Here is an 18,473-nt window from a genome sequence, read left to right on the forward strand (position 1 = left end):
AAACCACCCTAGTCAACCGGTGATGGGCGCAGATCGAAGGCGGTCACCGGCTCCTCGAAACCCTTGAGCGTCAAGGGCCCGTGGGCGACAGCGGACCAGCCCGGCAATTTCTCGTGCAGCTCGGCCGCGGCCAGGATCTGCCCCGGCGCCGCGGCCGCCACCAGCCGGGCGGCCAGGTTGACCGGGATGCCGAAGTAGTCGCCGTTGATGGCCAGCACCGCGCCGTACGCCAGGCCCGCGCGCACCTGCAGGCCCTCCTCCCGCGCCCGCGGGTGGTCGACCAGATCGAGCGCCGCCTTCGCGAGCCCCTCCGGCGACGAGCAGACCCACATCACGGCGTCGCCGATGAACTTCACCACCCGCCCGCCGTCGGCGTGCACCACGTCCGCGACGGTGGCCCCGAATTCGGTGAGCAAATCCGACAATTCCGCAGGTGTGAGCGCCTGCGTCAGCGCGGTGAAGCTGGACAGATCCGCAAAACCGATGCCGCACACCACGCTGGCCGACGTGTCCTGAAGGACGCCCTCGAAATAGGTTCGCGCGCTGGTCAGGTGATGACGGTGCACCACGTCGATCAGGGCGCCGATGCGGGGCACGAACTCGGCGACCGAGCGGTACGCCTGCGCCGTGGCGAGCTCATCGTGGGTGTAGTTCATCTGGATGTCCGGCGTCCCGGCGCGAATCATCGTCCCCTCGGCCTCCGCCAGCCGGGCCATCGCGGCGCCGAGCACCCGCAGCAGGCCGAACGCCCCGTCCTCGCCGACGACCGCCTTGAGCGCGAGCCAGGTCGACAGCGCGTCGACGTCGGCCTGGCTCAGCACGGGAACGTCGGGACCGGCGACGGTCAGGCCGAGCAACGCCCAGGCGTACGCCACGTCGTCAGCCGATATGCCGAGTTGCTCGCCGGCCGCCTGCAGCGTGTAGATCGGGCGCCCCGACCACGCCAGGACATCGCCGGCGAGCCCGAACAGCCGGCCGCGGCGTTCGGCTTCGACCATTTCGCTGGCGGTGAAGCCCAGATCATCCAGGTACTTGATCAGGTCGGCCCGCTCGCGGGGGTTTGTGACGCCCGCGGCCTCCAGCTCGTCGAAGTCCAGCGGATCGGACACCTGCCCAAGTGTGCCAGCCGTGGCGCCGATTAGGGTAAGGCGTCGTGACGGAGCTGCAGCACGGACCGCTGGACGACCGCCATCGTGACCTGGGCGCAAGCTTCGCCGAGTTCGGCGGCTGGCTGATGCCGGTGTCGTATGCCGGCACCGTCAGCGAACACAACGCCACCCGCAACGCGGTGGGCCTGTTCGACGTCAGCCACCTGGGCAAGGCGTTGGTCCGCGGGCCGGGGGCGGCCGCGTTCGTCAACTCAGCGCTCACCAACGACCTGGGCCGCATCGGTCCGGGCAAGGCGCAATACACGCTGTGCTGCACCGAATCCGGTGGCGTCATCGACGACCTGATCGCCTACTACGTCGACGACGACGAGATCTTCCTGGTGCCCAACGCCGCCAACACCGCCGCGGTGGTTGAGGCGCTACAAGCCGCGGCTCCGAACGGGCTGACCATCACCAACGAGCACCGCTCCTACGCGGTGCTGGCCGTGCAGGGCCCGCGATCGGCGGACGTCCTGGGCGAGTTGGGCCTGCCGACCGACATGGATTACATGGGCTACGCCGACGCCTCCTACTCGGGCGTGCCGGTGCGCGTTTGCCGCACCGGATACACCGGGGAGCACGGCTACGAGCTGCTGCCGCCCTGGGACTCCGCGGGGGTGGTGTTCGACGGGCTGGTCGCCGCGGTGCGCGCGGCCGGTGGCGAGCCCGCCGGCCTGGGCGCCCGCGACACGCTGCGCACCGAGATGGGCTATCCGCTGCACGGGCACGAACTTTCGCTCGACATCTCGCCGCTGCAGGCCCGCTGCGGCTGGGCGATCGGCTGGAAGAAGGACGCGTTCTTCGGCCGCGAGGCGCTGCTGGCCGAGAAAGAAGCCGGACCGCGCCGGCTGCTGCGCGGCCTGCGGATGGTCGGCCGCGGCGTGCTGCGCCCCGGGTTGACCGTGCTGGCGGGGGAGCGACCGGTCGGGGTCACCACGTCCGGGACGTTCTCTCCGACACTGCAAGTCGGCATCGCGCTGGCGTTGATCGACACCGACGCGGGGATCGACGACGGTCAGCGCGTCACCGTCGACGTCCGCGGCCGCGCCGCCGAATGCGAGGTCGTGCGCCCGCCGTTCGTCGCCGTGAAAACGCGTTAGCGCGCGCTCGGTGGCAAAAACCCGTTGGCGCGCGGATATAGAATCGGCCCCATGACCAGCGACTCGCCCGAGTTCACGGTTCTACGCGCGTCCAATCCGGCGACCGACACCGAACGTGAATCGATACTGGCCGACCCGGGTTTCGGCAAGTACTTCACCGACCACATGGTGTCGATCGACTACGCCGAGGGCCAGGGCTGGCACAACCCGCGCGTAATCCCGTACGGCCCGATCGAACTGGATCCGTCGGCAATCGTGCTGCACTACGCCCAGGAAGTGTTCGAGGGCCTCAAGGCCTACCGCTGGGCGGACGGCTCCGTCGTGTCGTTTCGCGCCGAGGCCAACGCGGCCCGGATGCGGTCGTCGGCGCGGCGGCTGGCCATTCCCGAGCTGCCCGAAAACCTGTTCATCGAATCGCTTTGCCAGCTCGTCGCCGTCGACAAGGCCTGGGTGCCGCCGGCCGGCGGCGAGGAGGCGCTGTACCTGCGGCCGTTCATCTTCGCCACCGAGCCGGGGCTGGGCGTGCGGCCGGCCAAACAGTACCGCTACCTGCTGATCGGCTCGCCGGCCGGCGCCTACTTCAAGGGCGGCATCAGCCCCGTCACCGTGTGGGTGTCGACCGAGTACGTGCGGGCCAGCCCGGGCGGCACCGGCGCGGCCAAGTTCGGCGGGAATTACGCCGCGTCGCTGCTGGCCCAGGCCGAGGCCGCCGAACACGGGTGCGACCAGGTGGTGTGGCTGGACGCCGTCGAACGCCGCTTCATCGAGGAGATGGGCGGGATGAACCTGTTCTTCGTGCTCGGCAGCGGCGGCTCGGCCCGGCTGGTCACCCCGGAGCTGTCCGGCTCGCTGCTGCCCGGCATCACCCGGGATTCGTTGCTGCAGTTGGCCATTGATGCCGGGTTCGCCGTCGAGGAGCGCCGGATCGACATCGACGAGTTGCAGAAGAAGGCCGCCGCCGGCGAGATCACCGAGGTGTTCGCGTGCGGCACCGCCGCCGTCATCACACCGGTCTCGCGGGTGAAGTACGGGGACAGCGAGTTCACCATCGCCGACGGGCAACCCGGTGAGGTGACGATGGCGCTGCGCGACACGCTGACCGGGATCCAGCGGGGCACCTTCGCCGACACCCACGGCTGGATGGCGCGGCTCGGATAGAAGTGGGTCGCATATCAGACGCTCGAGCGCGGCGAAATTGTGCAAGAACCTCGCGCCGCCGAAGCGGAGAGCTGAACCCAACGTTCGGCGGCAGCACGGTGGACTGCCGCTCGACAACACGAACGCCGGATTGCTGCTGACCAACGGCGACGTCAACGGCGAGTCGGCGCCATCGGTGTTCGCGCGTGTGGCGGCGTTTCGCGTCGCGGTGCTGGGTGACGAAAACGGTTGCATCACACGCTGGCCATGAGGCCGCCCCCACGGCCACGGCAAAACCCCTCCCGCGGCGAACTGCGCGTCGATATCCTTTGCCGATGAGCCGATGGCCAGGCGCGCGTTGCGGTGGGTTCCAATGACGCTGCAGCCGGGCCGCGACGACTGCCACCAATCAACTGAAAGCCCTTGGCGCGGCGCTTTTCCGGCAGCTGATGCCGACACCCGGCGTGCTCGGGTGAAGGGTGCGGCCCTGCGGGTCGCACAGCTAGCGCTACTGGTTGTCGCCGTCGGCCTCATCGCCTGCCTTGGACTGTTTGCCTCCAATTGGCAACGGAGGTGGTCCCGCTGGGTGCTGTGGCTGGCCCAGGGTGGGGACTGGGTGCCGGTGGTGCTCGTCAGCGCGGTCGTGGCGCTGTTGTGCGTCCTGACCTATCTGTTGCGGCGCGATCGCTCGTCGGTGGCCGTGCCGGTCATGATCGTCGCCGGACTGACCGCGACCAGCATCTACTTGGGCTTGAGCTCGTTCTGGAGATGCACCAACAACGACCATCCGACCCTCATCGGCCCGCTGCTGTGGACGGTCGCGCTGGTGAAGGGCGGCATCGGCGACGTATCCCTCGACAGCACGGGGATATGTCCGAAACCGACGCCGACCGCGCTGGAGGTCGCACGGCTGACGATCGTCGCGGCGATCTTCATCAGCCTGGCAGCTGTCATCGCCGCGGCTTTCCGCGCGCAATCCGACCGGTTGCGCGCCGCTTTGGCGCGATCGGTGACCGTCGTGGTGGACCTCGACGACGACTCGGCGTCGATGATCGGCCCCATCGCGCGCACGCTGTCCCCGGGCGGCGCCCTGGTCCTCATGGCCGACGACGTCGGCAAGGCCTGTGTGGCCGACGCGCGCAGGCAGGGCGCACGCGTCGTGCAAGTGGGCTTCGATAAACCGGAAACCCTTGTGACACAAAGGTTCTGGCGTCGGCTGAGCGCCCTGTATCTCCTCTCGGCCGATCCGTCGACGAACCTGCTGCGGCTCTCGGCGATCGGCCAACGGTTGGCGCCCGCAGCCACCAAGCGGCGGATCCCGCTGATCGTGCGCATCGACGACCCCTGGCTGGCCGGGGCGTGGCGAGCCCAACAGTTCGGACACCACGGGGACGGCTCCGATCACCTGTGGGCCGCCGACACGGTCTCAAAGTACGAGGCGACCGCTCGCCGGCTGGTCGAGGAGATCCTGCGCAACAAGTCGATTCGCCGAATCATCGTCTGCGGCAGTTCGCAGCTGACCCTCGCGCTGTGCGCCGAAATGGCGCTGCGGCATGCCGAACACATGTTCCACGCCCCAGCGGGCGATCCCGGGCTGCCGGCGCTGACGCTGATCGCGGCCGATTCCGACGAATACGTTCGCGATCACGAGGCGCGCCACAAGCGGAAGGGACTTGCCGGCGGCCCGCCACCCGTCGACCGGGTCGCCGCCAAGCCGTCCGCGGCGGTCGTCAGCAGGGTCGTCGACCAAACCGAAGGCGAGGCCTCCACTACGGCCGTGATCGTGGTCGACTCGACCGCTGCCGCCGATCCGATCTTGGGGACTCGGTTGGCCGCAAGCCATCCCACGATGCCGATCTTTATGTGCGATCCGGCCGCCCGCATCGACGCCGAGCGGTTACCGGTCGCGTGTGAGCTGCGCACCTACCGGCTCGGGATGGCGCTGTCGGACGGACACGCCCACGACAACTTCGAGCGCGCCGCCATGTTGATCCACGAGCGATACGCTTCGTCGCAGGCGGACCGCAGCAAGCCGTCGGCGCAGCCCTGGGAGAGGCTCAGTGGCTTCTACCAAGGCTCCAACCGTCGCCAGCTGCGAAACGCCCTCTGGATGGTCGAGAAGATCGCGGGTCACACCTGGAACACGGCAGATGCGTCGCGTCAACAATTTCCGCCGGAGCGCCTTCAGGAGCTGGACGCCCTTGGCCTCGGCGCAACCAGCCCGCCCGCCGATCCGGCTACCGCCGCGGTCGAGACGCTGGAACGACTCGGATTCAGCGAACCCACGATTCACTGTCTGGCACAAGCGGATTGGGAGAGGTGGAGCCGACACTTACGCGACCGCGGCTGGACCTGGGGTCCCAAGCGCGATATTAAGAATAGGCGGCACGAAAGGCTGGTGGAAAGCTGGGACGAGGTGCTGGCCGATCCCAAACTCAAAGGCGCGGCGCTGAAGAGCCTTGCGGATTCCCAAGTCGCGCTGGCTAAGCTGAAGCGGCTCGGCTTCAGCGAAGACGCCGCCTGTGCGATGGCACAGGCCGAATGGCAGGACTGGAGCCGATATCTGCGCAAACACGGGTGGTCGTGGGGCGACGAGCGAGACGAAGCGCACAAGTTGCACGAGAAGTTGGTGGACGACTGGGAAGCCACGGTCGCCGACCCGGAATTGAAAGCGGCGGCTTTGAAGAGCTTGGCCGGCACGCTCATCGAGCTGGCCGGTCTCGGTTACCGCTCGCAGCCGCTGTGGAAGACCTACGAACGCGCCGGGACCGTCACCGCGAAACGCCATCGCCGGCAATGGACGTGCACCACTGCCTCCGGCCAACGCCTTCACGCGTCGGCCGGTGACTGGGAGGTACGCGATGAAGGCAACGCATGGCCGGTGCGCGACGACGTCTTCCGCGGGTCCTATCGTCACGTCCGGCGAGACCAATGGGAACGCCGGGGCAGGGTGCTGGTGCGGTCGGCGCGGCCCGGCGAGACCGTCTACACGCTCGAGGGCCCCGTGATCGCCGAGGAGGGCGACTTCGTGATCCAGGGCGACAGGGGCGAACAGTGGCCGGTTGCGGCCGACCAATTCCGACGGCGCTATCGGGGCCCGGTGCCGGTCTATCGCGGCCCGGAATTCTCGACGGCCAGAGCGCCTGAACCTGCGGACGTGTGAGCGAAAGCGCAACGAAGCCAAGGTATTCCGATGGCTCAGCCGCCCGTGGTGTCGGGCGCCGGCGGCTTGCGGACGATCTGCAAGCCCACCGATGCCAGCAACCGGGGGATTTCCCGGACGAAGGTCCGATCGTAGTCCGCCACGTCGGCGGGCAACTCGTCGAACGGCACCAGGTACGGCGTCACCTTGCGGGCGGCGTCCTTGTCGCCGGCGGTCCAGCCGTCCTCGATGCGCTCGCTCACCCACCGGGCGTGTTCGGCGGCCGCCAGCGTCTCGACCTCCGCACCGGTGAAGGCGAAATCTCCGTGGTCGCCGGCGCTTAGCGGCGCGATGTCGCAGCCGATCGAGCCAAGCTTGGCGGGGATGTCCCGCGCCTGGGCGCGGCTCGACTCTTTACGCGATTCGTCCAGTTCTTCCCATGGCGGCGCCGGCTTTCCGGCCGCGATCTGCTCGCTGCGCCAGCGCGCGTGGATGGCCTGCGCAATCGGTTCTGCCGACCCATCCCACATCGGCTCAACGATACCGTCGCGCGGCGGGGACATGTGCGCTTCAGCGCGCGGCGTCGAGCGTCTCCTCGAGATCGGGGTCGGCCCAGCCCCGTATCCGCAGTGCGGCGCTGGACCGTTGGTTGTAAGGGCGGTCGAACACGATGTGGCGCCACGTCGCCCGGCCGCCGTTGGAGTCGACCTCCGGCCGGTCGTCGATCAGGGCCAGCCCGTCGTAGCGGTGCTTGTTCTTGTCGATGATCGCCTCGCTGATCACCGATTCGCCGAAGCGCGGCACGAAGTGGCGGCGCAGCCACGCGAGTTTGTTCTGCGCGGATCGTTTGTTTCGCCGCAGCGGCGCCGAACAGATGCGGGGCCGGTATCCGGCGTCGATGAGTCGTTGCCACCCGTGCAGCGCGTGGTCGACCAGCGGCAGATCGAGGAAGAAGTCCGGGTGGCTGGTGATGTATTCGACGCGGGCGACGTGCCGCGGATAGTCCAATGCGATGTGGAAATTCGTCCGCGCGACGCGCGCAATCGACGGCGGCAGCGCGTCGAGTACCGCGGCGTCGAAATCGGCCAGCACCCCGTCCATGTCGACCAGCACGACGTCGTTGCCGCCACGCCTTGCCATCTCGTCATTGTGGCATTGCGCGCGGCCGGACGGCGCGGCCCACGAACTCGCGCGCCTCCCGCAGCACCTCCTCGGTGGTCTTCGCCGTGGTGTCGATGTAGATCGCGGGGATGCCCGCGAACGCCGAAAGGGCCGGCAGACCGGTGCCGACGGATTCGTAGAAGCGCACCGTCTGCCGGTGTTGCTCGGTGATGAAGTCGAGCGTCTCGTACTTGTCCCCGTTGGCGTCGGCCATGATGCGGTCGAACGCTACCCGCGGCTCGGCGGTCAGATAAACGATCGCGGCGGGACGTTCCAGTTCCGAAGTCCGCAGCAGCGAATTGGCCTCCTCGTAGCTGACCCCCTGCACGGCCCCGAAGATGAAGTTGTCCATCCAGCCCCGCTGTGACAGCAGCAGCCGATGCGTTCGCCGCCAAGACCGGATCAGAACGTTGGTCAGCCGGGCATCCGTCGCGAAAAGCAAGCGGTCCGTGTGGACGTCGCCGAACGCCGACCCCCCTCCTGAAAAGTCGAGGAACTGGCGCACGAACGGGTGGTAGGGCAAGCGGAACTGAAATCCGCCCAGCTCCTCGCACAAGGCCCGCAGCAACGTCGTCTTGCCCGAGCCGTCCAACCCGGTGATCGTGATCCACGGAGCGAGCGGTTGGTTCACCACGGCGCCCGTCGGTGCCTCAGCCGATCTTGATCCGACACAGCCTTCATTGTGCGCCAGGGATCAAAGCCATTATGGGCATTCGGTGAGCTGATGGGTGCGGCCGCGCGGCACCGCCGGTGGGCGCATGTCCCGCGGCAGGTCCGGAAAAGTTACAAAGCTACCCGAAAACGCCTGCGACCTGGCAAACTTGGCGGCCGATCGCGCTTTCGGCCCCTCGGAGTCCAAGTGTTACGTATTTTCATGAGCCATTCCGGCAAGAACAACCGGGAGACCGTGGCCCTCAAACAGTGGCTGACCGAGCGCCGTCCCGAGCTCGCTACCGAGATCTTTCTGGACATCGACGACAAGACGGGTTTGCGGCTCGGCCGGCAGTGGAAGGAAGAGCTGTTACTTCGCAACACCGGCTGTGAGTGGCTGCTGTGTTTGGTGTCGCGCGATTGGATCGTCTCGAAGGAATGCTTGATCGAATACGAATTGGCGGACCGCACGGGCAAGGGCATCCTGATCGCGCGGCTCGAAGAGGTGAGCGACGCCGATTGGCATGATGCCGGCGAGCCCAAAGGCGACATCACCTCCCACTGGCAACGCTGCGATCTGTTCCGCGAAGGCCCGCAGACGACGGTCGAAATCGTCGCCGACCCGCCGACGGTTCCCGACGGGCCGCCGGTGTCGTTCAATACCGCGGCGCTGCACCGGATCTGTCGGCTGATCGAAGGGCCAGGGATCGGGCCCGACTCGTTTCAGTGGCCACCCCGCGACGATCCGCAGCGGGCCCCGTATCGCGGCTGGGAGCCATTCGAGGACATCGACGCGGGGGTCTTCTTCGGGCGTGACGCGGCGATCGCATCGGCCCGGAACACGCTGCGCAACATGCGTTTCCCCGCACCCGACCGGTTCCCCGGCCCCGAGTCGATGTTCGTGGTGCTCGGACCCTCGGGTAGCGGAAAGTCGTCATTCCTGCGGGCGGGGCTGATTCCGCGACTGCAGCGCGACGACGGCAACTTCGCGGTCCTCGGGTTCGTACGCGCCGGTCATGCCCTCACCGGGGAGCACGGCCTGGCCGCCGCCATCGACCAGGGACGCCGCGCTCTGGGGGTGAGCGCCACGTCGGTGGACGACATCGAGGACGCGTGCCGGACGGGCGACGCGGCCCGTATCTGCGAGTTGTTCTTGCGGATGCGCGCCGCGGCGGCCGCCCGTCGGGACCCCGCCGAGCTGGCGGACGAGCCGGGTGAGACCCGCACCGACGCGGCGCCGATGACCGCTCCCACCCTGGTCTTGCCGCTGGATCAGGCCGAGGAGTTGTTTCCCGCCCGCGCCGGTACCGAGGCCGCGCGGTTCCTCAAGCTCCTCGCGCAGCTGCTCACCCAGATGAACCTCACCGATGTCGGGCTGATGGTGGCCGCCACCATCCGCACCGATCGCTACGAGAGGATGCAGACCCATCCCGCGCTGCGCGGGGTCGGTGCGGTGTTGTTCAACGATCTCAAACCGATGCCGGCCAGTGAGCACAAAGAAGTGATCACCGGGCCGGCGCGGCGCGTCAGCGAGAAAACTCCGCTGACTTTCGACCCGGACCTGGTGCAGCAGTTGATGACTGACGCCGAGGGCGCCGACACGCTGCCGCTGCTGGCGCTGACGCTCGACCGGCTTTATCGGCGCTATCACCACAATCACCACTTCACGCTGGACAACTACCACCGCATGGGCGGGATGCGCGACGTGGTCAACAACGAAATCAAGCAGGTCGTGCCCGGCGACGGCCAGGAACGGGAGCGGGCCCTGGGGCTGCTTCGCGCGGCGTTCATCCCGTGCCTGGTGAACATCAATCCCGAGAACAACCGGCCGATGCGCCGCGTGGCGCCGGAGTCCGAGCTTCCGGAGGAGGCTCGCCCGCTGATCGACAAGATGGTGCAGAGGCGGCTGCTGGTCCGTGATCGCGACGAGCGGGGTCGGGTGGTCATCGAAGTCGCGCTGGAGAGCTTGTTCGAGCATTGGGACGACCTGAGGGGCTGGCTGGACGAGCAGCGCGAGGACCTCAAGAACGTCCACGACGTCGAGCGCAGCGCGGCCGGCTGGCGCGCGCACCGCAACCCGGACTGGCTGCTGCCCCGCACCCGACTGGCGGACGCCGAAAGGCTCGCGGAGTCAACGCAATTCGGGGCGCGGCTGGCCGATGTGCGAGAATTCTTGGCGGCCTCGCGGCAGGCCGAAGACGCGCGGACCGCCGACGCGGTGCGCATCGAGCGCGAACGCGCCGAAGCCGCCGAAGCCCTCGCCGAGGAGGAGCGCGCGCACTCGCGGAAGCTGCGGCGGGCGCTCGCCATCATCGGGGTCATCGCCACGGTGGCCGTGCTCAGCCTCGGCTTTGCGATCTATGCCCAGTATCAGGCCACGCAGCAACGGAACGTCGCCCGCCAGAAGTTCTTGGGGGCCACCGCGGAAAAGGTGGGCGCAGATGCGTTGGGCATTCTCAACCGCGACCGTCCCGGCAGCGACGCGCGGGCGATTCAGGAAATGCTTGCGGCGACGGCACTTTCGCCGGCGACTACCGCCGACTATGCGGTCGCGGCCGCGGTCAAGCTGTCCTGGGCGAGCAAGCTGATCGCCTCGGGACCGACGTCGACGGCGGCCTACAGCGGGGACGGCCGGCGCATCGCATCCGGCGGGTTCGACTACACAGTGCGGATCTGGAACGCCGACTCCGGGGCGCAGATCGGGCGGCCGTTGCTGGGTCACCACGGCACGATCACCGGCGTGGCGTTCAGTCCCGACGGCAGCCGCCTGGTGTCGGCCGGTAGGGACGGCGAACTGCGCTTGTGGGATGCGGACAAAGGCGAACCGATCGCCTGCATGACCACCGCGGGGTCCGAGTGTCCCGCCAACCCCGATCCGTTCGGCGGGAATCCCGGCATCGAGGCTCTCGCCTACAGCCCCGACGGCAAGTACCTCGCGACCGGCGACACCGATCACAATGTGCAGCTCTGGGACCCCGGAACGCTGCGGTTCAGCCGGCCCGCGCTGAAGGGCCACACCGAGAGCGTGTCCAGCCTCGCGTTCAGCGCGGACGGCCGCCGGCTCGCGTCGGGCGGCCTCGACAAGACCATCAGGCTGTGGAACCCCGAAAACGGTGCGTCGCTTGCCGGGCCGCCGCTCACCGGGCAAGGCGATTCGATCCTGTCCCTGGCGTTCAGTCCCGACGGTCACCGGCTCGCCTCGGGCAGCTACGACGGCTCCATCTGGATGTGGAACGGGTTCGAGGCCGCACGCCCGGTGGGTGCCGAGCTGCTGGACAAGGCCAAGCCGCACGCCGTTCACACGGCGCCCGTCAACGCGGTCACCTTCAACCCGCGAGGCGGCCTGCTGATGTCGGGCAGCCAGGACGGCACCATCCGGTGGTGGGACGTCGGCGAGGGGTCGTCCTCGTACGGATACAGCCTGCTGCTTCCCTCGACCCGCCGCGGAGACCCGGTCCAATCCGTCGCGTTCAACCCGGTGCCCTGGTGCGACCTGAACGGGAACTGCGCCTCGGGCGGCAAGCTGGGTGCCATGTCCAGCAGCCCGGCGGGCGGCATCCAGGTGTGGGACAACGTGTCCAAGGCGATTCCGCTGGACGGCCACCATGGCCAAGTGAACGTGGTGGCGTTCGATCCCGCCCTGCCGGGCGTGATCGCATCGGGCGACGCCAAAGGCCATATCCTGGTGTGGGACCCCGATTTTGACTACCGGCCCATCCGCAACTTGGCGCCGTGCGGCGAGGCCCCCGACTGCAAATCCCCGGGCGTGAACTGGCTCGCCTTCAGCCCCGACGGTAAACGCGTCGTCTCGGCCAACGACGACGGCAAGCTTTACATCTGGAACCTCCACGATGGCAAGCTGGCGAATCCCGGTGTCGTTCCGACGGCCACGCCGTCCGTTGCTGCGGTGGCCTACAGCCCCGACGGGCAACGCATCTTCTCCACCGGTGACGACGAGAAGACGAAACAGTGGGCACTGCAGATCTGGGACGCGCACACCGGCGCCCAGATCGGAGGGTCCCTCACCGGTCACGGTCCCGGTATGGAGAGCCTCGCCGTCAGTCCGGACGCGTCGCTGCTCGCCGCGGGCGGGGACGACAACACCATCCGGCTGTGGGACGCCCGCACCGGCCAGCCCAAGGGGCAGCTGGCTGGCCACACCGACATCGTCTACAGCGTGGCGTTCAGCCCGGACAGCCGGATGCTGGTCTCCGGCAGCTTCGACGGCACGGTACGCCGATGGGATGTGGAGCGGCTCAACCAGATTGGGCCGCCGCTGACGGGGCACGTGGGCCGCGTCAACGTGGTCACGGTCTCACCGGACGGGCACTACATCGCGTCCTCCGGCCAGGACGGAACCGTGCGGCTATGGAACGTCGACAGCGGCGACCCCGTCGGCGCGCCGCTCAGCGCCAGCACCTACGCGGTGTACGGCGTGGCCTTCAGCCCGACGGGCACCACACTGGTCGGTGGCGGCAGCGATAAGTCCCTGCACACCTGGCCTTTTCCGTTCAACGCGCAGAACGTCCTCTGCGAGAAGATCGCCACCAACATGAGCCACCGGCAGTGGCGAGAATGGATCTCACCGACCATCGCCTACCAACTGCAGTGCCCCGGCAAACCCATCGCGCCGGACGGCGAGGGGGCCTGACCGTGCCCAAGGTGTTCATCTCCGGCGTTCAGGACGACCATCCGGGCGTGGGCCGGCTAATCGAGCAGCTACGCGCGCTCGAGTACCAGATATCGGTCCACGGCGAGTCGCCCGGGGACCGACGATCTTGGGATCGAGCGCTGCGGGATATCGCAGAGAGCGACGTGTTCATCCCGATCATCACGCCGGCGGCACTGCGATCGCAATGCTGCCGGCGCCAATTCGACTGGGCGGAGCGGCTGGCCAGACCGGTGCTGCCGGTTGTGGTGGCACCGCCCGCCGCGGCACCCCCGCCTCGCTTCCTGGCCTACCGGATCGTCGACTACTCCCAGCCGGCCCTATTCGATGAGTCTTCGGCGACGCTGAACGCCGCGCTCACGGCGCTGAAACCGGTGCCCCCGCTGCCCGATCCGCTGCCGCGGCCGCCCCGGGCGCCGCGTTGGGCCGGCCGGCTAGGCGACAGCCGGGTCCGGGCGGCGGCGGCGCTGGCCGTCGTCACGGTCGCCGTCCTGGTCGCATGGCTGTGCGAGGACGAATTCGCCTCCCGCGCGGAAGCGGTCAAGATCATCGTCAACGACGACGGTGTGTTTGTCGGCAGCGTTCGGGCGGCCAGCACGATCGACCTGATCACCGATCCCTTCTGTGTCCCCTGCGCGCGCGTGGCCAACACGACTGCATCGGACATCCGAAAGGCCGTGCACGACAAGAAGATCGCGGTGCGCTATCACCTGATCAACGATTTCGACTGGCAATCCGCGAGCGGTGACTATTCGACCCGTGCCGTGGCGGCGGCCACCTGTGTGGCGGAATCCAAAGAGCCCGAACGCTATCAGGCGTTCGAGGTCGCGCTGTTCGCGCCGGATTTCCAGCCGAAGCGGAAAGCCGATGATGTCTCCACCGACCGCAGCAATGCCGAGCTGGCCGAACTGGCGAGGCGAACCGGCGCAAGCGCGACGGTAAGCAACTGCATTGCCGGCGGCCAGCGGGTGCAGGCCGCCAAGCGCGAAGCGACCAACGCCGAGGCGTTGTTGAAGCGACTGACGGGCCTCAACCTGGTGCCGCAGATCTATTTGGGCATCCGGGAAGTCGACCATGAACCCGCCGGCTGGATCGACAACCTCAGGTAACAGCCCGGCCTCGTTACCAGCCCACCCGCACCAGCGCCGCCAGCGCCACGGCGCTGACCGTCGCGGTCAGTTCGATCGCGGCGCCCAACACGTCGCCGGTGATGCCGCCGAACCGGCGCACGCAGTGCGCCACCAGCGCCGCCCCGCAGCACAGGCCCGCCAGCACCGCCACGGGTCCCTGCCACGGCCGGGAACCGACAAGCAGCGAAGCGCCGAGCAGCACCGCGACCCAGGCCGCCACCACCGGCGCCGGCTGGCTGCCGGCGACCCGGGTCCCCAACGAGCTGCCCTCCGCCGCCGGCACCGACCGGCGGCAGGCCAGCACCGCGGCCACTCGGCCGGAAAACACCGCCAGGACAATGGCCGACGGCTGCAACGCCGAGAAGGCCAACCCCTGCAACAGGATCACAAGCACGACGGCCGCCACACCGAACGGTCCCGTCGACCCGTCGCGCATCACCGAAAGCGCGCGCTGCGGCGGCCCGTAGCAACCCAGCCCGTCGGCGGTGTCGGCGACGCCGTCGATGTGCAGCCCCCGGGTCGCCAGCAGCAGCGCCGCCACGGCGAGCAGCCCGGCCAGGGGGCTGGACGGGCCGAAAGCCCAAGCGCCGCACCACGTCACACCCGCGGCCAACGCCCCCAGCGCGGCGCCGACCACGGGCAGCGCGGTCATGGCGCCGCGGCCCATCGGTGCGTTGCCGCCCCCGGGGACCGGCAGTACCGTGCCGAACGCGAAAGCCGTTGCCAGGGAACGCATCACTGCGCCAGCGGGTCGGCCACACCGGCCTGCGCGAACGTCGCCATCGACGACAACGCGGCCACCGCCGCGCGCAGCACCGGCAGGGCCACCGCGGCGCCGGTTCCCTCGCCCAGCCGCATGCGCAGGTCCAGGATCGGCTCCAACTCCAGCGCGGTCAGCGCCAGCTGGTGGCCCGGCTCGGTGGACCGATGACCGGCCTGCCACCAGTGCCGGGCGCCGGGCGCCAGGCGCTCGGCAACCAGCGCGGCGGCGGTCACGGCCATGCCGTCGAGCAGCAGCGGGGTGCGCCGCACCGCGGCCTGCGCGCAAAAGCCGGCCATCGCGGCCAAATCCGCGCCCCCGCAGCAGCGCAGCAGCCCGACCGGGTCGGGCAGCACGCGGCTGGCCCGGAACAGGGCGTCGCGCACCGCCGCGGTCTTGCGTGCCCACCCCGCGTCGTCGATCCCGGTCCCGAAGCCGACCGCGGCGACCGGCTCGGCGTTGGTCAGCGCCGCCACCAAAACCGCTGCCGCGGTGGTGTTTCCGATCCCCATGTCGCCCGCGATCAGCAGGTCGGCGCCGGCGTCGACCTCGTCGTCGGCGATGGCCCGGCCCGCGGCGATCGCGGCGACGGTCTCGGCGTCGGACAGCGCGTCCTGCGTGGTGATGTCGCCGCTGCCGCGCCGCACCTTGTGGGCGCCGATCCGGTCCGAGGCCGCCGCGGCGTCGACCGCCAGGTCCGCCAGCCGCACCGTCGCGCCGGCGATTCCGGCCAGCGCGTTGATCGCCGCACCGCCGGCGTCGATGTTGGCGACCATCTGCGCGGTCACCTCCGGCGGGTACGCCGACACCCCCGAGCGCGCGACGCCGTGATCGCCCGCGAAGACGATCACCCGGGCGCGCTCGAATTGCCTTGGCGGACAATTCCCCTGACACGAGGCGACCCACACCGACAGGTCCTCGAGGCGCCCCAGGGCGCCGCGCGGCTTGGTCAGTGTGTCCTGCCGGGCGCGGGCTGCGGCGGCGGCGTCCGCGTCGGGCGGCGATACCGGGGCGAATTCCATCAGGTTCCCGACGGCTTGATCTGCACCGCCTGCCCGGCCACCACCAGCACCACCCGATCGCACAGCTCGGCGATGCGCTGGTTCAGGCGGCCCAGTTCGTCGGCGAACCGGCGCCCGGACGCGGTCGCCGGCACCAGGGTCAACCCGACCTCCGGGCTGACCAGCACCAGCGTGGAGCCGAATTCGCCTACCGCGGCAACCATTTCGTCAATAGGCGCCGCCACCGATCCGTCGTCCCACGCGTCGTTGCGGTCCAGCGTGCCGGTGAGCCAGCCGCCGAGGTCGTCGACGAGCGTCGGGCTGCCCGGCGACTGGCGCAATTGGCCTGTGACGTCGTCGGTTTCGACCGTCGACCAATGCGCGGGCCGGCGGTCCCGGTGCCGTGCCACCCGCTCCGCCCAGTCCGCGTCGGCGTGGCCCGCCACGCGGGGCGCCAGGTAGCGGACCGGCTGCCCCGGTGGCAGCGACGTGGCGATGGCCTCCTCGGCCCAGCGGGACTTGCCCGAACGGATCCCGCCGAGCACCAGGGTGCGCACCGGGGTCAGGCGGCTTTCGGGCGCCGGTCAGCCGACACTGCTGCCGCGCTCGACTTGGGGCCGCGGCGTGCGCATGCGGCGCAGCTGCGAAGCCCGGCCCGCGGCGTAAATGCCCAGCCTCCAACGGCTTTCGGTGTTGTCGGGGAACTTCGCGTCGACCAGCCTGCTGACCTTGCGGCCCAGCAGAACCCCGTCGACGCCCATCACGACCATCAGCACCAGCATCGCCGGGGAGGCGTACAGCTGCACCTGCGGGACACCGAACGAGGCGAACAGCAAGAGCAGCGTCGCCGGCATGAACAGGCCCAGCGCGTTGCGCCGGGAGTCCACCACGTCACGCACGTAGCGCTTGACGGGTCCCTGATCGCGCGGCAGCAGGTAGGCCTCTTCGCCGGCCATCATGCGCTCGCGGCGATCCGTCATCCGCGTGCGGCTAGCGGTCCGCTCGGCGCGGCGCTCCTCGCGGCTGAGCTTGGGGCCGGCCAGCGTCTTGCGCCGGGCCCGCGCCTCGGACGCGGTCATGGGCGCCGGTGCGATCGGGCCCTTCCTCGCGTTGCGCCGCGCCTCGCTGCGCTTGGGTGTGGGCCGGCCCTTGGGCCCCGTCCGGCGCGTCCCGGTGTCGGCGGGACCGTCCGTTTCGACTTCGGCAATTGCGAAGTCGTCGTTCTCGCCCTTCTTGCGGCCCAATAGCTTCACAATGGCCAGGTTACTTCGCGGGGAGACCGGCCGGTAACGCACCTGGAATGCGGTGTTATTGGTCATGCGCCAGTGCACAACGTATGCCCCTACGCTGGACTGTGATGAACGGCTACCTGTGATGGACGACGGCACGATGGCCTCGGATGACGCTGCCGCTGGCCTCGCACCGGGCCGTCTGCGCCTGCCCGCCATGCAGGTCCTGGTCGCCCCGGATTGCTATGGGGGCAGCCTGTCCGCCGTGGAGGCCGCCGCCGCCATCGCCACCGGATGGACGCGATCGCGTCCCGGTGACCGGTTCACCGTCGCGCCCATGTCCGACGGCGGCCCCGGTTTCGTCGAGGTGCTGGGCCGGCGGCTGGGGCAGACGCGGCGGGTGCGGGTGTGCGGGCCGCTGGACACCACGGTGGAGGCCGCCTGGGTGTTCGACCGCACTTCGCGGACCGCGTACCTGGAGTGCGCGCAGGCCTGCGGCCTGGGCCTGCTCGGCGGTCCGCCCAGCCCGGAGACCGCACTGGCGGCGGACAGCAGCGGCGTCGGGCAGCTCGTCGACGAGGCGCTGCGGGCCGGCGCGATGCGGATCGTGGTGGGGCTGGGCGGCAGCGCCTGCACCGACGGCGGGAAGGGGATGATCACCCAGCTCGGCGGCCTGGCCGAGGCGCGCCAGCGGATGACCAACGTGGACCTGATTGCCGCCTCGGACACCGAATACCCGCTGGTGGGTCCCTGGGGGGCGGCCCGGGTGTTCGGGCCGCAGAAGGGCGCGGACACCGCCGCCGTCGCCGCCCTGGAAGTCCGCCTCGAGGAGTGGGCCCTGGAATTGGAGGCCGCGGCCGGACGGGACGTGAGTTCGGAGCCGGGCGCCGGGGCCGCCGGCGGCATCGGGGCCGGGCTGATGGCGCTGGGCGGCCGTTGTGAGCTGGGCGCGGCGATCATCGCCGAGCACACCGGCCTGGCCGACGAACTCGAGGTCGCGGACATGATCGTCACTGGTGAGGGGCGGTTCGACGAGCAGTCCCTGTTCGGGAAGGTGGTCGGCTATCTGGCCGAGTCGGCCCGCCCGCTGGGCATTCCAGTGATCGTGCTGGCCGGGCAGGTCGACCTGGAGAATTCCGCGGTGCGCTCGTCGGGCATCATGTCCGCGCTGTCCATCGCCGATTACGCAGGTTCGGTGCGGTTGGCGCAGGCCGACGCGGCCAATCAGCTGATGGGTCTGGCCTCCGAGGTCGCGGCACGACTCGGGAATAGCGGTCCCGCAAGGTACCGTTGATGCAGTGGGCTTTTTCCCGAGCGATCGCCCGGATGTCGAGCCGACCAGGAC

General features: G+C 69.4%; 13 protein-coding genes and 1 pseudogene. 6 read left to right on the forward strand and 8 right to left on the reverse strand.

Going from position 1 to position 18,473, the window contains the following annotated elements:
• Nucleotides 1–8: 8 nt before the first annotated feature.
• A complete protein-coding gene (locus AC5Y7V_RS16935) occupies nucleotides 9–1,109 on the reverse strand; it encodes an adenylate/guanylate cyclase domain-containing protein (protein WP_499881192.1) in 1,101 nt (366 codons plus the stop codon).
• A gap of 44 nt (nucleotides 1,110–1,153) precedes the next feature.
• Between AC5Y7V_RS16935 and gcvT the strand changes: the two genes are divergently transcribed.
• From gcvT to AC5Y7V_RS16950, 3 genes are all read left to right on the forward strand, one after another.
• Nucleotides 1,154–2,248, forward strand: coding sequence for a glycine cleavage system aminomethyltransferase GcvT (gene gcvT / locus AC5Y7V_RS16940; RefSeq protein ID WP_499881193.1), 1,095 nt, complete (start codon nucleotides 1,154–1,156; stop codon nucleotides 2,246–2,248).
• A gap of 51 nt (nucleotides 2,249–2,299) precedes the next feature.
• A complete protein-coding gene (locus tag AC5Y7V_RS16945) occupies nucleotides 2,300–3,406 on the forward strand; it encodes a branched-chain amino acid aminotransferase (protein ID WP_499881194.1) in 1,107 nt (368 codons plus the stop codon).
• Between the two features lie 565 nt (nucleotides 3,407–3,971).
• Nucleotides 3,972–6,548, forward strand: coding sequence for a hypothetical protein (locus tag AC5Y7V_RS16950; RefSeq protein ID WP_499881195.1), 2,577 nt, complete (start codon nucleotides 3,972–3,974; stop codon nucleotides 6,546–6,548).
• Between the two features lie 35 nt (nucleotides 6,549–6,583).
• On the opposite strand, the gene AC5Y7V_RS16955 is transcribed toward AC5Y7V_RS16950, so the two are convergent.
• Genes AC5Y7V_RS16955 through AC5Y7V_RS16965 form a run of 3 tightly spaced genes read right to left on the reverse strand, consistent with a single transcriptional unit; the run spans nucleotide 6,584 to nucleotide 8,319 of the window.
• Nucleotides 6,584–7,057: a RyR domain-containing protein gene (locus tag AC5Y7V_RS16955; protein WP_499881196.1), complete on the reverse strand. Its 474-nt coding sequence runs from the start codon at nucleotides 7,055–7,057 to the stop codon at nucleotides 6,584–6,586.
• Nucleotides 7,058–7,097: 40 nt separating this feature from the next.
• Nucleotides 7,098–7,667, reverse strand: a complete 570-nt coding sequence (locus tag AC5Y7V_RS16960) for a 5' nucleotidase, NT5C type (protein WP_499881197.1) — start codon at nucleotides 7,665–7,667, stop codon at nucleotides 7,098–7,100.
• A gap of 4 nt (nucleotides 7,668–7,671) precedes the next feature.
• The gene (locus AC5Y7V_RS16965; RefSeq protein ID WP_499881198.1) at nucleotides 7,672–8,319 is read right to left on the reverse strand and encodes a nucleoside/nucleotide kinase family protein; all 648 of its coding nucleotides are present in this window, start codon (nucleotides 8,317–8,319) and stop codon (nucleotides 7,672–7,674) included.
• A gap of 243 nt (nucleotides 8,320–8,562) precedes the next feature.
• Here AC5Y7V_RS16965 and AC5Y7V_RS16970 point away from each other — a divergent pair, with 243 nt between their 5' ends.
• Together AC5Y7V_RS16970 and AC5Y7V_RS16975 are read left to right on the forward strand one after the other, a co-directional pair.
• Entirely contained in the window at nucleotides 8,563–12,990 is a 4,428-nt protein-coding gene (locus tag AC5Y7V_RS16970; protein WP_499881199.1) for an nSTAND1 domain-containing NTPase, read from the forward strand.
• A gap of 2 nt (nucleotides 12,991–12,992) precedes the next feature.
• Complete coding sequence (locus AC5Y7V_RS16975; protein ID WP_499881200.1) at nucleotides 12,993–14,117, forward strand: TIR domain-containing protein; 1,125 nt, start codon at nucleotides 12,993–12,995, stop codon at nucleotides 14,115–14,117.
• A gap of 13 nt (nucleotides 14,118–14,130) precedes the next feature.
• Here the strand turns inward: AC5Y7V_RS16975 and AC5Y7V_RS16980 are convergent, their stop codons facing one another.
• The 4 genes and pseudogenes from AC5Y7V_RS16980 to AC5Y7V_RS16995 form a co-directional block, all read right to left on the reverse strand.
• Complete coding sequence (locus AC5Y7V_RS16980) at nucleotides 14,131–14,877, reverse strand: adenosylcobinamide-GDP ribazoletransferase (protein WP_499881201.1); 747 nt, start codon at nucleotides 14,875–14,877, stop codon at nucleotides 14,131–14,133.
• Nucleotides 14,874–15,923 carry a nicotinate-nucleotide--dimethylbenzimidazole phosphoribosyltransferase gene (gene cobT / locus AC5Y7V_RS16985; protein ID WP_499881396.1) on the reverse strand — a complete coding sequence of 350 codons (1,050 nt, stop codon included), beginning with the start codon at nucleotides 15,921–15,923 and terminating at the stop codon, nucleotides 14,874–14,876. The genes AC5Y7V_RS16980 and cobT overlap by 4 nt, the downstream gene beginning before the upstream one ends.
• Entirely contained in the window at nucleotides 15,920–16,456 is a 537-nt protein-coding gene (locus tag AC5Y7V_RS16990; RefSeq protein WP_499881202.1) for a bifunctional adenosylcobinamide kinase/adenosylcobinamide-phosphate guanylyltransferase, read from the reverse strand. Before AC5Y7V_RS16990 ends, cobT begins: the two co-directional genes overlap by 4 nt.
• A gap of 27 nt (nucleotides 16,457–16,483) precedes the next feature.
• A pseudogene (locus AC5Y7V_RS16995) lies at nucleotides 16,484–17,065 on the reverse strand (DUF3043 domain-containing protein); the annotation flags it as partial.
• A 280-nt stretch (nucleotides 17,066–17,345) separates the two neighbouring features.
• On the opposite strand from AC5Y7V_RS16995, the gene AC5Y7V_RS17000 reads away from it, so the two are divergent.
• Nucleotides 17,346–18,422, forward strand: a complete 1,077-nt coding sequence (locus tag AC5Y7V_RS17000; RefSeq protein ID WP_499881397.1) for a glycerate kinase family protein — start codon at nucleotides 17,346–17,348, stop codon at nucleotides 18,420–18,422.
• Nucleotides 18,423–18,473: the final 51 nt, after the last annotated feature.

The sequence above is a fragment of the Mycobacterium sp. NGS34 genome (genome assembly GCF_059812845.1).

Excerpts from the sequence above, each read along its gene's own strand:
- AC5Y7V_RS16945 (WP_499881194.1), top strand. The coding sequence starts at position 2,300 with ATGACCAGCGACTCGCCCGAGTTCACGGTTCTACGCGCGTCCAATCCG.
- AC5Y7V_RS17000 (WP_499881397.1), top strand. The coding sequence starts at position 17,346 with ATGCAGGTCCTGGTCGCCCCGGATTGCTATGGGGGCAGCCTGTCCGCC.
- AC5Y7V_RS16955 (WP_499881196.1), bottom strand. The coding sequence starts at position 7,057 with ATGTGGGATGGGTCGGCAGAACCGATTGCGCAGGCCATCCACGCGCGC.
- AC5Y7V_RS16960 (WP_499881197.1), bottom strand. The coding sequence starts at position 7,667 with ATGGCAAGGCGTGGCGGCAACGACGTCGTGCTGGTCGACATGGACGGG.
- AC5Y7V_RS16970 (WP_499881199.1), top strand. The coding sequence starts at position 8,563 with ATGAGCCATTCCGGCAAGAACAACCGGGAGACCGTGGCCCTCAAACAG.